We start from the raw sequence: 14,142 nt of genomic DNA on the forward strand, positions 1-14,142 counted from the left end.
GTTTATTCCATTACCTTGGCACGGCCAGGCGCGCCAGTTCATCGCAACGGTTGTTCCAGGTTACATCGCTGTGTCCTTTCACTTTTACAAACTCCACCTTATGCTGTTTGGTCAGCTCCAGCAACTGTTTCCACAAATCCTTGTTCTCGACAGGTTTTTTGCTTGCTGTCATCCAGCCGTTCCGGGTCCATTTCTCATGCCATTTCTGCTTGAAACAGTTTACGATATAGGCACTGTCGGAATGGATCTTTACCCGGCAAGGCTCTTTTAATGAAGATAACGCCTTGATGACTGCAGTCAACTCCATCCGGTTATTGGTCGTAACCTGTTCCCCGCCGGAGATTTCTTTCCGATGCCTTCCATACATCAGGACAGCTGCCCAACCACCCGGACCGGGATTATTGGAACATGCTCCATCGGTATAAACAATCACTTCTTTCAACGCAAGTTCTCTCCTTTTACCTTCAGAGTACGCATCCGGTTGATGGCAGCCGCAATTTCATACTTGCGAGGCATGGCCAAATCCCCGGGATGTCCGTGAAAGGGAGAAAGAAAGTCCAATCCCTTTTGCCTGATTTCCGCTTCGATTTCATGAAGCAGTTGGGAGAGGTCTCTCTCTCCGTTGGCACGATCCCCCAGCAAACGCAAGACCTGGGCGATTGCACGCGTCTGGCTGGAATCGACAAGCTGTTCCAGATAAGACAGATCAATGGTCGTCGTCCCCAGCAAAATCGTTTTGAGGCCTTTGGCATCCACTTTTTCTTTCCGTCCCTTTTGGGCACTGAAACTGGACGGAAGCGGAATGCGGGAACAAATCCTCCCAAACCCCTGGCCGCCTTCCTGTTTTCGTTTTGACTGGTACCGGCTGGCGGTCTCTTTTGCCCGGAATGTTACATCGTGAGGTACATAGTGATCCATCATAATCACATGATCAGCCACGTCAAAATAGTCTCCTGATCCTCCAAGAACCAGTATGGTGGACACGTTTTCTTCCTCATAAAGCTGGCGGATTTTATCAATAAACGGAGTAATCGGTTCCTTGTCCTTGACTACCAGAGCCTGCATCCGCGCATCGCGAATCATGAAATTGGTCGCGCTTGTATCTTCATCAATAAGCAGACAGGAACAGCCCATCTCCAGACTTTCCATAATATTGGCAGCCTGGGACGTGCTTCCGCTTGCATCATCCGTGGAAAACTGCCCCGTTTCCTTTCCAAACGGCAGCCGGTTGATAAATGGAGAAATATTCACTTTTTCCACCCGCCGTCCATCTTCCGCGCGAATTTTCACTGCGTCTTCCACAGTGATTACATATTCCCTTCCATCACCGGCAATGTGGTTATAAACGCCGCGTTCAATCGCCTTCAACAGCGTGCTTTTTCCATGATAACCCCCGCCCACAATCAGGGTGATCCCCTCCGGGATTGCCATACCGGTCACCGGATCCCCGTGGGGAACAGGAATTTCGACACGCATTGATTCCGGCGACCGGAAAGGGATGACTTGTCCTTTTTTCAGCGGTCGGTCAGAAATTCCGCTTTCGCGAGGCAAAATCGCTCCATCGGAGATGAAAGCGATCCAGCCTTTTTCCCGCAGTGCTTGCCGGATCGCCTGCTGATTGTCTGCCAGTTCCAGACTTTGCCGGATTTGTTGCCTGTCCTCTTCTGTAAGTGACATTTCCCTGACCAGACGGGGGATGTATGTAAGCAGCATTTGTTCAGCCTGTCTTCCCAATATCGTCCTTCCCCGGGCCGGAAGTCCGATGTGCAGGCGAACTTCCAGCCGATCCCGCTCTGCAATGACAGCAGTCCGTCTCAGAATGGCTTGCCCGGGGCGGTCCATTGTCATCAGGCCGCTTTTTCCGGTTCCTTTGGCCTTAAATGAAAATTGGTCCAATTGCTGCCCCCACTTGCGGGCAACCCAATCCTGAAAGGCAATTTGCCTGACCGGCGTCCTGATCCAGTCCGGATCAACCCGTGCTTGTTCTTTTTGCAGTTCTATCCGGATTCGGGAAGGTGACGCAAATGGGTCTCCCTGTACATAATCGATCCATAACCGAAATGTGGGAAACCGGTATACTCCCTCCAAATCTTTGTAGGCCTTGTATCCTTTCCCATCAATGCGATGCAAAATCTGACGTAACCGTTCCATTCTTCTCAATCACACCTTCATCTATCAAGTGTTCTTTTCTATTTGCTCTCTGTCTGTTCTTTCAACAGTTCCTTGTAGGCATCCCGGATCTGCTGAAAATCGATCCATGCTTCTTTTTTGGCGCCTGGATTGCGCAGCAGATAAGCGGGATGATAAGTCGGCAGAAAACGAACGCCTTTTCTTTCCACCCATTTTCCACGAACGCGTGTAATCCTGGCAGACGGGTCAATCAACGCTCTTGTTGGTGCTGACCCCAGCGTAACAATGATTTTTGGATGAATCAATACGTATTGTTGGCGTAAAATGGAAATACATGTATCCATTTCTTCATCGTGAGGGGTCCGGTTCCCGGGCGGACGGCATTTGACAATATTGGTTATGTAGATATCCTGCCGGGGGATCTCTGCTGCTGCCAGGATTTTGTCCAATAATTGGCCGGCTTTGCCTACAAACGGTCGTCCAAGGCGATCTTCGTCCGCACCGGGGCCTTCACCCACAATCATTAAAGGGGAATGCGGGTTTCCCTCTCCCATGACAACCTGGGTTCTTCTTTGGTGTAACGGGCACATGGTACAATTCTGATATCTGTTCACGAGCGTCTCCAAATCCATTAAAGAACTCCCCTTTTCCCTGTTTGTTAGCTTTAAAGCCTTGATGATCAAACCGATAAATTCTGCTTTATCTCCCGTCAAGAAATATGTTATACTCTTAGGAATTCCATTTCAAAAGATTTAACATAAACTCAACGCCCCATTGATCTTGCTTCTTTATTCTTAAACTTGCAAAGGAGTTGATCACAGATGGGTATTTTACCTTATCCCTTTCTTGTTTCAGACATCGATGGAACCCTTCTTGATGATAAACAGCAAATTTTGCAGGACAATAAAGACAAAATTGCTTTATTCCAGAAGTTGGGCGGCCTGTTTACACTGGCGACCGGCCGGACATATCTGGAGGCGAAACAGTATATTGAGCAGTTGAACATACAGATTCCGGTAATTTTGTGCAATGGCGCCACCCTGTTTGATCCGGTCTCCGGAGAGATTGTCCCGGTACGGACGGTTAACCGGGAAGTCATTATACGCATGTTGAATGAACTGAAAACATTTCTTTCTGACCAGGTCGATGTATTTGTGTACGGACTGGATAAAGTGTATGGAGAAAAAGTGGGCCCCTTTGCGAGAGCCAGCCTGGGTGACGATTTCCGGGTTGAATTGATCCCTTCGTTTGCAAACCTGCCCGAGTCTCCTTACCTGAAAATTATCCTGGCTGCGGAAAAAGAGGAAATGAATCGGATATTGGACCGGTTCGAGCAGCTGAAACATTTTCCGTTTGATTTCTTTTTATCTTCGGATAGCTATTTTGAAATTTTACCATCTGGAGTTTCCAAAGGAAACGCCCTGGTTCAGGTGCTGAAAAGCATTAATATCAAAGCACATCAGGTTGCAGCCATCGGTGATCACTGCAATGATTTGTCCATGCTGTCCCAAGCCGGGTTGCCTGCGGCAGTTGCCAATGCACATCCGCTCGTGCTCAAACAGGCTTCCGTCCATGTGCCTTCCCACAATCAGGCCGGAGTTGCCTATTTCATCCGGAAGCATCTGCTTCCGCAAACTGTCCGGGCTTACCTGTAAACAGAAATGCATGCAGCAGATGGATTCCGTGGGCCTTTACCGTCGTCCATTTGTTTTGAAAGCATGGCATAAAAAAAGACCCTTTTCCAAAGGTCCCCTGCTTTGTGGTCGGGACGACAGGATTTGAACCTGCGACCCCCTGGTCCCAAACTTAATCTCCTATTGAGCAAAGTTGTTTAAAGATAAAAACAGCCAAAAATGTTCAAAAATCCCGCCTGAATGTGCAGGTTCATGCAGAAATATGACAGGTTCATTGTTACTAAACAAACTTGACTCCCGGAATGAATCCAGGAGTCTTAATGCTTTGGATTCCTCTGAATACCGTCTCAATTTCAAGCCGTAGCAAGGAAACTAAAACAATTTTATCAAATTACCCAGTATCAATCCAACCAGGCCAAAATCAGCATCGCCAAAAGTAGTACCTTCATATCCTAAAGTTCCAAGCATAGGCAAAAGAAGTGCTGGCAGGAAACTGATGATCAGGCCATTGGCAAACGCGCCGAGAACAGCTCCACGTCGCCCGCCTGTTGCATTTCCGAATACCCCCGCCGTTGCACCGGTGAAAAAGTGAGGAACCAGCCCCGGGACAATGACTGCCAAACCAGCAACAGGAAGAAGAAACATGCTCAATAATCCAGCGAAGAAACTCATTAGGAAACAATAATTACAGCATTGGAAGCAAAGGGAAAAACTGTCGGACAATCAAGTGCAGGTTTTGCATCAGGAACCAGTTTATCAGCAATTCCCTGGAATGCAGGAACAATCTCTGCAAGGATCATCCGTACACCTTGAAGAATCACATAAACCCCCACCGCAAAGGTAACCGCTTGCATTAATGAAAAGACAAAGAAGTTCATTCCATCTGAGAGTTCACTCTCAATATAACCTTTTCCTGCAAAAAAGGCTACAACGATAAAAAGCAGTGTCATTGTCAACGAAACCGCTACCGATGTATCACGCAAAAAGCCAAGTTGCTTTGGTACCTGAACAGCTTCTGTCGTTTTTTTGGGATTTCCCAGCCATTTTCCTACTGTTCCGGCAACAAAATAACCTATCGAACCAAAATGACCTACGGCAAAATCGTCAGAGCCAGTAATCTTTCGGACAAATGGCTGTAATAATGCCGGAAACAGCACCATACAAGCTCCCAAAATAACAGAGCCAATAACAATTAATTGAATTCCCTTTATACCTCCTGTGATTAAAATTACCGCGATTAAACATGCCATAAACATGGTATGATGTCCTGTTAAAAAGATATATTTCAAAGGAGTAAAACGGGCCAACAATACATTTATGATCATGCCGAAGACCATAATTAAAGCAGTTTCTGTGCCAAATGTCCTCTGGGCTACTGCCACAATTGCCTCATTGTTGGGGATCACGCCTGAGATTTGGAAAGCATGATTAAACATCTTTCCAAAGACATCAAGAGAGCCGATAATCACATTTGCCCCTACGCTCAACATAATAAAACCCATAATCGTTTTTAAGGTACCTGCTACAATATCTACGACCCCTTTTTTCTGAAGCAGCAATCCAACCATTGCAAATAAACCAACCAAAATAGCCGGAGTTCCCAACACATCTTTCATTATGACATTTAGCATCAAATCTCTCCCCAATGGATATTTTTACAACTTTTTAAAAATATTGGCTCAATCCCTTTTTTATTTCTTCAATGTTCATCACATTTTCCAAAGCTATGATGTTTCGCTGGCCATCGTCTAATTGACGAATGATATCATTCATTCCTACGTAAATATCCGCCTGCTCTGTTCGTGCCGTCGCCAGATCAGTATGTGAAACCTCAGCTTCTTTTCCTGTTTGCGTTAACGCTTTTTTAACATTCATCTCTATGATCAGGCTACTTCCCAATCCATTTCCGCATATGACCAATATCTTCAACTCATTTCATCTCCTTTTGAATAATAATGGATTATTTTCATAACTTTTTCTTTATCCTTCAATGCAATAATCCGCTCAATCATTTTTTCGGAAGAAAGCAACTCTGTTAATCGAGAGAGGGCTTTTAAATGGGTTTTATTATCAACCGCCGCCAAAACAAAAATGAGATTTACCGGTTTCATTGGTGAGAAATACGTACTTTTTTCCAACACTAATAAACTCATTGATAAAACATGTACACCGTCTTCGGGACGAGCATGCGGGATCGCAACTTTTGGCGTAATCACTACATACGGCCCTTCCTTGCGTACGTTCTGTATCATGGCATCAACATAAGAAGATTGTATTGATTTGTTTTTAAGCAGAGGTTTGGCAGCAAAGCGTATTGCCTCTTCCCAGTCTGGTATTTCTTTTGCAAATTGAATCGTATCTTTGGTAATTAAATCCTCTAACACTGGCTTTTCTTGCTCCTTTCGAATGCGAACTCCAAACTTATGACGAGAAAAGAAACGGCATAATGCTTGTTTCAAAGCTGCCTGATCATGAATAGTGGCATGAGAACGAATCTCCCGTATCAATTGATCCAAGTGCAGGTTGGAAACAGAAAACCCATAAAGGCTTTGCATCACCTCACGGTATAACAATTTCTTTTCTACAAAATCAATATTTGGTTTCACAAGATATAATCGAGCTTTTGTTCGGACAAAAACGGTTGAAAAAACGATATCATAAGAGAGTGGATAAGCATAAAACTCACGTAAAGATAAGGTATCAAGAAAGAGAATTTCCGGAAATATGTCTTTCAAACGATGAATGAGAAGTTTAGAAACCGCCACTCCTTTCGGGCAGACAACAACCGCCTTAAACCGGGAGGCTAATTCGGTCCCTTGTCTTTCCAGCCAACCTCCAAAATGCATAGTCACATAGGCGTACTCATCTTCAGACAAGGAACAGTCATCAAGCCGTAAAACGAACGGCTTCATCGCTTTTTTTACCAAATGATGGAGTTCCGGCTGCTCTTGTACCACTGTTTCATACAGAGGGTTAGTCAGTTTAATGTGAAATTTTGCCCGATAGTAAGCCGGTTTTAAATGTTGAAAAAGTTGTTTGGCCAACTTCTTTTCATCGTGTAATTGAACACAAGCCAAGGTTTCGAACTGTTGAATCACTTCACAAGACAATTGAAACAATTTCTCATCCAATTGATTTGTTAGAATATCTCCCACAATTCGATTAGCAATAAGGAGTTGAATTGCAAGATAAGCACGTTCCTTTACAAAATTCGCACGCATCAAATCTAACAACTTGAAAAGATCAGTAAGTACTCGATACTCTTCTGATGAAAGAATAGCTTTTTCCCATTCTTCCATCAATCTCATCAGACAATTTCCTGTCTGAATCCGAACACATGTATAAACAATCTCATAAGGCAAAGCAGCCAGCCTTTCATCAATATAACGAATCTGTAAAGCCTCTTCGATTTTCTCAAGTTCCATCTGTACCTGACCCACCAGTTTGCAATGACCGGCGGACAAAGGATATTCCAGCAAAAACTCTCCCTGTTCAAGACTTGCGATTTCGCTTATCAAATTATTGAGCAGAAGCCGAATGTCCCACTCATCCCCCTTCAGGAAATAGCCACATCGCCGTGAATATTCAAGTGTGCACGAAAAACAGGCTGCCTTCTCTTTTGCTTTTTTAAGATCCTGAAGCACCGTATTACGGCTTACATTTAATTCACTTTTTAAATGAATGAGTGAAAGATCTTCTGTTTTGCTTAACAGCAAAAGGAGAATTAATTGAACACGCTCTTCATCTGAAAAATGATATTCAGTTTTGTTAACAATTCCTGTTATACTCGACATTGATTCAGGAATGAGCGGGTCGACCTCAAATCCTGAATACCGATTGTACTTTATAGTTGGAAGTTGACTTTCCTTAAACAATCGTTTATTTTCTCCAATCGATATTCAATCTGTCTACGAGAAAGGTGTAATCGATAAGCCAGATCCGTTATTCGTATCTCAGGGCTGACAATAATCTCTTGCAAAAGCCGGATACTTTTTTGATCAATCGCCCTACACCCCCCTTTATTTAATATTATACTTGACCACAAACTAACCCCATAAATGTTTTCATCCCAATTTTCAGCTTATTCTATTCCCAAAAATTGTGCTAAAAAACAGGACTTATGGATTCTTTATATCAGCCTGTAGAACCTGGTCACCCATCTATGATCAGATACGTGTTTCCTCACACTACATATCAATCTATTCCATTCAGCTTGTTATAGCGGATTAGAAAAAAAGTAATGCTTTTCCTGGCTGTTTTCAAACCAGAAGATATACCTTCTCAAGAAAGGTAATAAAAAAAACGCAGGGTCTATTTTTATGTCCTGCGTTACTCATGTATCTTTACTATCCCATCAAGGGGTGCAAAGTATGCTTATGATAAGCCCATACACACACATATAAATATCACACCGACTGGATCTCTTTATATATATCTTTCCGGTACAAGAAAGTTAACTGAATTATCTGTAAAATTAACCTGAAAATTTATTTTGATGGTATTTGTTTATCTTTGACATAAACCGCAGAATTATTTGGTCGGGACGACAGGATTTGAACCTGCGACCCCCTGGTCCCAAACCAGGTGCTCTGCCAAGCTGAGCCACGTCCCGATATGGATCTGATTAAAAACCGAAATGTATAGAAAAATGGTCGGGATGACAGGATTCGAACCTGCGACCCCCTGGTCCCAAACCAGGTGCTCTACCAAGCTGAGCCACATCCCGACTGTAAATATATTATCACACAAGCGACAAGATATAATTTATCATGCAACAATCGTATTGTCAACTATCAATTTAATCCATTACGACCTGGAATCATCCTGATACCATTTGTTTTCAGTGGTTGGATCATTAAAAATGCCAAGTGCCACAAGAATGCCAAGAATGAGATCAACAATGACGCTTTCCTGGATGCCCAGATCAATCCCGGCATATCTGAGCCCGCCAACAATAAACGCCAACACTGATAACCAGAACCCATAGTTACGAAGACGGACCATCCAGTTCACCACATTCTCCCCTTTTCCGTAAAGTGAGCCGGTAAATCCAACTCCAACATCATCATATGCAGGAAAAAGGAAATCATTTGCGGTGATTACCCAAACAATTCAAAAAAAGCATATGCCTGGATAACTTGAACATCATTAGCATGCCAGTCTGTCAGTCATAAAAAATAACGCCATCGCAATCCAGTTTCAAGACCACTTTGCCGTCCTGATTATGGAAAACAGATTTAATTTTGACTTCCAAATACTTTTCAGACGGAGTCACTTCAGATACCTTTGCCTCACAACGAATCGTATCCCCGGTGAAGACAGGGCACAAAAATTCCATTTCAAACTTCCTCGCTACATAATTCAAATCACCGCCAATCTTGGTGACGAGCGAGGCTGTAAGCAAGCCTTGAACCATTAGCCGCCCGTTTTCATCTTTCTCAATATGATGGCGCCCCTTGTCTCCTGTAAACTCGGAAAACGCCAACACTTCCTCTTCCGTAAACGTTCTTTCCCATGTATATACATCCCCTGCTTGCATAACCACGTTTATCACCTGTTTTAAAATTATGAATTATTTTTATTTTACTATAGAAGAAGTGTGCGTTCAAGAAACGGGATTTCAAAGTAATCTCACAACCGATGAAATCACAAGGATTTTTTAGCATAAAAACTCTTGGCTTAAACCTTTTATTTAATTACTCGATTTTATATATTTCATATATACGAGATAATTGACACCGCTTATTCGGCTCCAGGCCTGTTTAACTCGCTTGAATTCTTTAAAACCCGCTTTTTCATACAATCTGACAGCACCGGTATTGGTATCGGCAACTTCCAAAAGATACTCATGATACTCAGGAAGCACCAGGATTCGGTTCAGGATTGCTGTGGCAACCCCTTTGCCTCTGTATTTTGAAGCCGTCGCGACAAATTCAACCGATGCCAGGGAATCCTTTGTTTCGACTGACGGCCTTTCAAATTGTGACTTTAATGCAAGATAGCAAATCGTACCTTTATAAATTCCCAAATGCTTTCTCAATTCCCCTGGATCCAGCTTCACCGAAGAAACCTTGCCATTTGTGCAAGCCGCCATTCCGGCAATTTCTCCATCCACAACCGCCACATAAAAAACATCAAGCACAAACATATGCGCCAGAGCTGCTGCCAGTTTTCTATAATCTTTTGAAAAAAAGGTCAGATGTTTGCCGAAACCGTACACAAATATCTCACTCATCCGTTTTCTGGCTTTTTCCCCCAATTCACTGGCCCGCCTGATATCATGATCATCCTCTTTCTGTGAAGATCCTTGTAACAATGAACCAGTCCACAAATACATTTTCCTTAAAACAGAGAGTTCCGTCCATCCCCGAGATACCCCGTTGGTTAATCAGCAAAGATTTTATAATTTACATTCATGTTACCATTCCTTCTTAAATAAAAACGGTCCAACCTGTTATCAGTTCGTGACCAAAAAACGCAACAACCTGAAAAAGGCAATCCCCAAGAAGTTTAGAAAGCAGGGTCTGGTGAGGATTATGCCTGAGAATCTTTACTTTTTCGAACAAAAACGAAACGGTTAATTTAAACTTGAATCTACCAGATAAAACATGATATAGTAAGGAGTGAACGGAGGAAAACAAAATGAAAAGAGATTTAAACAAAATGAAATTGATTCCACGCATCAAGTGGGTTTTGTTGGAACGGGAAGAAGAAGGCAACAAGATGACACAGGATCAGATTGCCAAAAGCCTTGACGTGAAGCCGCAAAGTGTTTCATCCTGGGTGCAGGGAAAAACCTTCCCCAAAGTGGAAACGCTGTTCAAACTGGCGGTTCTGCTGAATTGCAAAGTAGATAATCTGTACAAAATCGAATGGGAAGAGTGAGGAAAGCTGCCAACTGACTTGGTGGCTTTATTCATTTATAAATTGTTTTATCTGAAGTCCTTGGCCATGGAGTGCCTGAATATACCACATTGCCAAGGATGTACAACCGGTCGTTTCCGCTGGCATCAATGAAGAAGTGAATCAATTTCCGAAAAAAATTGGCGAAAGTTTGGATGGAATCTTATCGCATATCCTTATCCTCCAACATAAATACACTTTCAACATGATAATCTAATTCTTTGCAGATCTTGAGCGCATGAAACAGAGAAGGGTTGTAGTTACCATTTTCAATAGTAATAATAGTTCTCCGGCTTACATTTACCCTTTGTGCCTATTGTTCCTGGGCCATTTTGCGGGCTTTCCTGTATTCACGTAACTTATTTTTCATCTTTGTTACTCACCAACTTTTTTCGATAAATAAGTTGAGCAGCAAAAAACAGTATATTCCCAATCACAAGAATTACGAACGCTAAGTTAAGTTTACTTGCCTGAAATACATCATATAAGGCCCAGACCAATAGCGCCAAATTAAAGAAAATTATCTGTATCTTTGGTGCTCGATTCACAATAAACATTTCCATTTCGTCGCTTTTTTTGAACATGTATTATCACTCCTCATTTATTAATCACTTCCTATGATACATATTCGCGTCGAAATGTGAAGCTAATTTCACATTTCAGCATAAGATCAATGTGTAAATAGATGGCAGAAGCATCGGTGGTTGAAATTGATCTAAGGTAAATATGTATCATCGAATAAAAAGCAGGCTTTCACTTATCTGCTTTCGATTGTTTTCTTGCCGCATGAATCATCCGGCTAAAGTAGGGATCTCCATAGTCTCTCAGTACCGTATCGTAGGGGATGAGCCAAGTGTTTTTGCTTTTGCGAACCTGTCCTTTCCAGTTGGTTTCGCATCGTTTGGTGATAGTGCCAGGTTCAAGGCCCCATTTTTCCTCGGCTTCTTCAGGGGTCAGGAAGCCATAAATGGGATTCATTTTCTCGGCGGGAATCGTTTTGATTTCTCCCTTGGCTTTTTTATTGACCAGAAAATAAAGTTCTCCCAGTTTCAATTCATCCAGTCGTTTGATAACAACGCGGGGGATTCGGTCAAGAGGTGGCGCTTCCCAGATACCTACTCCATACGGGTCGATTCCGTTCCATCGAAGCGCCCGAAGGATTTGGTCACTCGTTAATTCTTCTTCGGAACCGACGAGATAGTAAACATTGTGGTAATCAAAGACATAAACGACATAGACCAGGTCGCTATTCAATTCTTCCTGAAAGTCTTTTATAACTTGTTCAGGAAGCAAAAACGCTTCGATATGTTTTGCTTTCATTTCCAGAATTTCATCAATACGCAGGATTTGTTGTTTTCCGTCTTCCGACCATAAATCGTAAACGCCTTCGCCGATAAAGCGGATGGGGATTTCGTTGTTTTTCCATTCTTCCTTCACTTTTCGAACCAGTTCTTCTTTGGTATCGACACAAAACAGATAGAAGTGAGAGCGTTTGAGACCGGTTTCCTTCATAATTTGTATATACGTTGTTGCATCAAAGTGTTGTTCCATGACGGTTCCTCCCTTAAGTTCATACTTTGATTATCACACAGAGCGGTGATATTTTTCACTGATTCGTCCAATTATGACGGGGAAATTTTGCCCGAATACATGCTAAAACGATATGATTCCATGAAAGATTAAAGAACGTCCCGAAGAAGGCGTTTTTTATGCCCATAAAGTGGGACTGGCATGGCACTCATTACGAAAGACGACGTCAAGGCGTAATTGAAACTGACTACCGACACGCTCGAAGATGATGTACTCGATCACTTGATTGCAGTTACTACGTCGGAAATGAAAATCTCCCGTTATCGCAAGTTTGAATACGGTATGTATACAGAACATTCCCAGACCGTTTCCACTATAATAGCCTCAATCACGTTTTCAAACAGACTTATATGAATCCTTCCTATGTATTCATTTTATCTATTTTTGTAAAAAAGAGCCGCAAAAATGCGGCACCCATCAAATCAATATGTATTCCTTTACTTGTCCCACGGGTTTTTCCTTTTCCCATTTAAAAGACTATCCGATTTTGAATTCAAATAGGCTCGTGGGACGCCATCGTAGTTGCCATTCGGACCTTTGACCCAGCTTGATTTCGGATTGTCTGGTTTAATATCGGTGCTAACCTTTTTGCCATTAAAAGTATCCCAACCCAAATGGAATCACCTCTTTTCAGATTCAAGAATTTATTTTCTCGAACGATTCCCTGATTTCCTTTACTCTCTTTCATTTAACCGAAGGATTTCTTTTCCGACAAATCCCTGGTTTAATACAGCCTGCAGGCTATCCGTCGACGGTGGGTAACCCTAAATGGCTATCACCTATCAAATAGTATGTCCGTGATAAAGGGCATTATCAACGTGAAAACTACCATTATAATTATAGGAAGTATTGCTAAATGATATAATCATTCTATAAAAAGGGAGGAGATGTATTTTGGGTGATATCAAACTGTTTCGACTAAACGGGGAAAACGTAGATGAGATAGAAGGGCAATCAGTTACGTTGAAAAATCGCTACAACAGATCATTGAGCGACATTTGGAAGCGTTTTTAGGTGTACGCTTTTTGACTTCCGAATATAGTACAGGTAAACGGCACACAGGCAGAATTGATACGTTGGGAATTGATGAAAACAATTCACCCGTTATTATTGAATATAAGCGATCACTGAACGAAAACGTAATTAATCAAGGACTGTTTTACCTGGATTGGTTACTGGATCATAAAGCAGAATTTGAACTAATGGTAATGCGCAGGTACGGGCAAACCGTTTCAGACGCTATTGACTGGAGCAGTCCTCGTTTACTTTGCATAGCAGGCCGTTTCACCAAGTATGATGAACACGCTGTACAACAAATAAACCGCAATATAGAGCTTTATCAGTACAAATATTATAGTGACGGGTTATTATTGCTTGATTTGGTTAACGCTACAACAGCACAAACGGTACATACAGAAGATAATGCGCCAACTGCAACGACTACGAACCGTAATACACGGGTAAAAACTGTTTCCGATTATCTTGAGCAAGCAAACACGGAACTTACTGATAGATTTGAAACATTAAAAGCCTATATGATGGCATTAGGTGATGACGTTCAAATGAAAATACTTAAACATTACATAGCATTCAAACGTATTAAAAACTTTGCCTGTGTTGAAATACACCCGCAAACAGGAAAAATACTACTTTACCTGAAAGTCTAGCCCGACAGTATTACATTAGAAAAGGGTTTTACCCGTGATGTATCGAACATAGGGCATTTTGGTACGGGCGATTTAGAGGTTACAATTTCTAACGATGAAGATATTGAAAGATCTAAACGGCTGATTAATATGGCTTATGATGTGAGTTAGTCATGTATGCAGGCAAAAATAGAAAACGCCTTACGAATGTACGTAAGACGAGCTTGATGACAAACCCC

Annotated in this window: 11 protein-coding genes, 2 tRNA genes and 3 pseudogenes; 3 read left to right on the top strand and 13 right to left on the bottom strand. The window is 42.3% G+C overall.

All coding sequences use genetic code 11. The features are described 5' to 3' along the window. Positions 1-10: 10 nt before the first annotated feature. The 3 genes from rnhA to H2C83_RS06115 are packed head-to-tail and all read right to left on the bottom strand — an operon-like array spanning position 11 to position 2,762. Positions 11-442 (bottom strand): ribonuclease HI, encoded by a 432-nt coding sequence (rnhA, locus tag H2C83_RS06105; protein ID WP_181738811.1) that lies wholly within the window; start codon positions 440-442, stop codon positions 11-13. Further along, on the bottom strand, positions 439-2,151 hold the full coding sequence (locus H2C83_RS06110) for an ABC-ATPase domain-containing protein (protein ID WP_181738812.1): 1,713 nt from the start codon (positions 2,149-2,151) through the stop codon (positions 439-441). The genes rnhA and H2C83_RS06110 overlap by 4 nt, the downstream gene beginning before the upstream one ends. A gap of 38 nt (positions 2,152-2,189) precedes the next feature. Beyond that, on the bottom strand, positions 2,190-2,762 hold the full coding sequence (locus tag H2C83_RS06115) for a uracil-DNA glycosylase (protein ID WP_181738814.1): 573 nt from the start codon (positions 2,760-2,762) through the stop codon (positions 2,190-2,192). Between the two features lie 189 nt (positions 2,763-2,951). Between H2C83_RS06115 and H2C83_RS06120 the strand changes: the two genes are divergently transcribed. Continuing rightward, a complete protein-coding gene (locus H2C83_RS06120; protein WP_181738816.1) occupies positions 2,952-3,785 on the top strand; it encodes an HAD family hydrolase in 834 nt (277 codons plus the stop codon). A 351-nt stretch (positions 3,786-4,136) separates the two neighbouring features. Here H2C83_RS06120 and ulaA read toward each other — a convergent pair. The 8 genes and pseudogenes from ulaA to H2C83_RS06160 all read right to left on the bottom strand — a co-directional run bounded on the left by ulaA (position 4,137) and on the right by H2C83_RS06160 (position 10,080). Next, positions 4,137-5,395: pseudogene (gene ulaA, locus H2C83_RS06125) on the bottom strand (PTS ascorbate transporter subunit IIC). Positions 5,396-5,429: 34 nt separating this feature from the next. Then, positions 5,430-5,693 (bottom strand): PTS sugar transporter subunit IIB, encoded by a 264-nt coding sequence (locus H2C83_RS06130; RefSeq protein WP_181738818.1) that lies wholly within the window; start codon positions 5,691-5,693, stop codon positions 5,430-5,432. Then, entirely contained in the window at positions 5,690-7,639 is a 1,950-nt protein-coding gene (locus tag H2C83_RS06135) for a BglG family transcription antiterminator (RefSeq protein WP_181738820.1), read from the bottom strand. The genes H2C83_RS06130 and H2C83_RS06135 overlap by 4 nt, the downstream gene beginning before the upstream one ends. 660 nt (positions 7,640-8,299) lie before the next feature. After that, positions 8,300-8,376, bottom strand: a tRNA-Pro gene (locus H2C83_RS06140). A gap of 37 nt (positions 8,377-8,413) precedes the next feature. After that, positions 8,414-8,490: transfer RNA gene (locus H2C83_RS06145), tRNA-Pro, on the bottom strand. 80 nt (positions 8,491-8,570) lie between these two features. After that, complete coding sequence (locus tag H2C83_RS06150) at positions 8,571-8,768, bottom strand: phage holin (RefSeq protein ID WP_181738852.1); 198 nt, start codon at positions 8,766-8,768, stop codon at positions 8,571-8,573. Positions 8,769-8,928: 160 nt separating this feature from the next. Next, positions 8,929-9,303, bottom strand: a complete 375-nt coding sequence (locus H2C83_RS06155; protein WP_181738854.1) for a hotdog domain-containing protein — start codon at positions 9,301-9,303, stop codon at positions 8,929-8,931. A 153-nt stretch (positions 9,304-9,456) separates the two neighbouring features. Continuing rightward, complete coding sequence (locus H2C83_RS06160) at positions 9,457-10,080, bottom strand: GNAT family N-acetyltransferase (RefSeq protein WP_246333777.1); 624 nt, start codon at positions 10,078-10,080, stop codon at positions 9,457-9,459. Positions 10,081-10,406: 326 nt separating this feature from the next. On the opposite strand from H2C83_RS06160, the gene H2C83_RS06165 reads away from it, so the two are divergent. Further along, a complete protein-coding gene (locus H2C83_RS06165; RefSeq protein WP_246333778.1) occupies positions 10,407-10,649 on the top strand; it encodes a helix-turn-helix transcriptional regulator in 243 nt (80 codons plus the stop codon). 181 nt (positions 10,650-10,830) lie between these two features. Here the strand turns inward: H2C83_RS06165 and H2C83_RS18095 are convergent. Together H2C83_RS18095 and H2C83_RS06175 are read right to left on the bottom strand one after the other, a co-directional pair. Next, a pseudogene (locus H2C83_RS18095) lies at positions 10,831-10,968 on the bottom strand (helix-turn-helix transcriptional regulator); the annotation flags it as partial. A 452-nt stretch (positions 10,969-11,420) separates the two neighbouring features. Next, positions 11,421-12,218, bottom strand: coding sequence for a helix-turn-helix domain-containing protein (locus H2C83_RS06175; protein ID WP_181738822.1), 798 nt, complete (start codon positions 12,216-12,218; stop codon positions 11,421-11,423). Between the two features lie 933 nt (positions 12,219-13,151). Here H2C83_RS06175 and H2C83_RS06180 point away from each other — a divergent pair. Further along, positions 13,152-14,074 (top strand): annotated as a pseudogene (locus H2C83_RS06180) (DUF5655 domain-containing protein). The last annotated feature ends 68 nt before the right edge of the window (positions 14,075-14,142 follow it).

It is taken from the genome of Thermoactinomyces mirandus, from assembly GCF_013868055.1.
Taxonomy (GTDB): Bacteria; Bacillota; Bacilli; order Thermoactinomycetales; family Thermoactinomycetaceae; genus Thermoactinomyces; species Thermoactinomyces mirandus.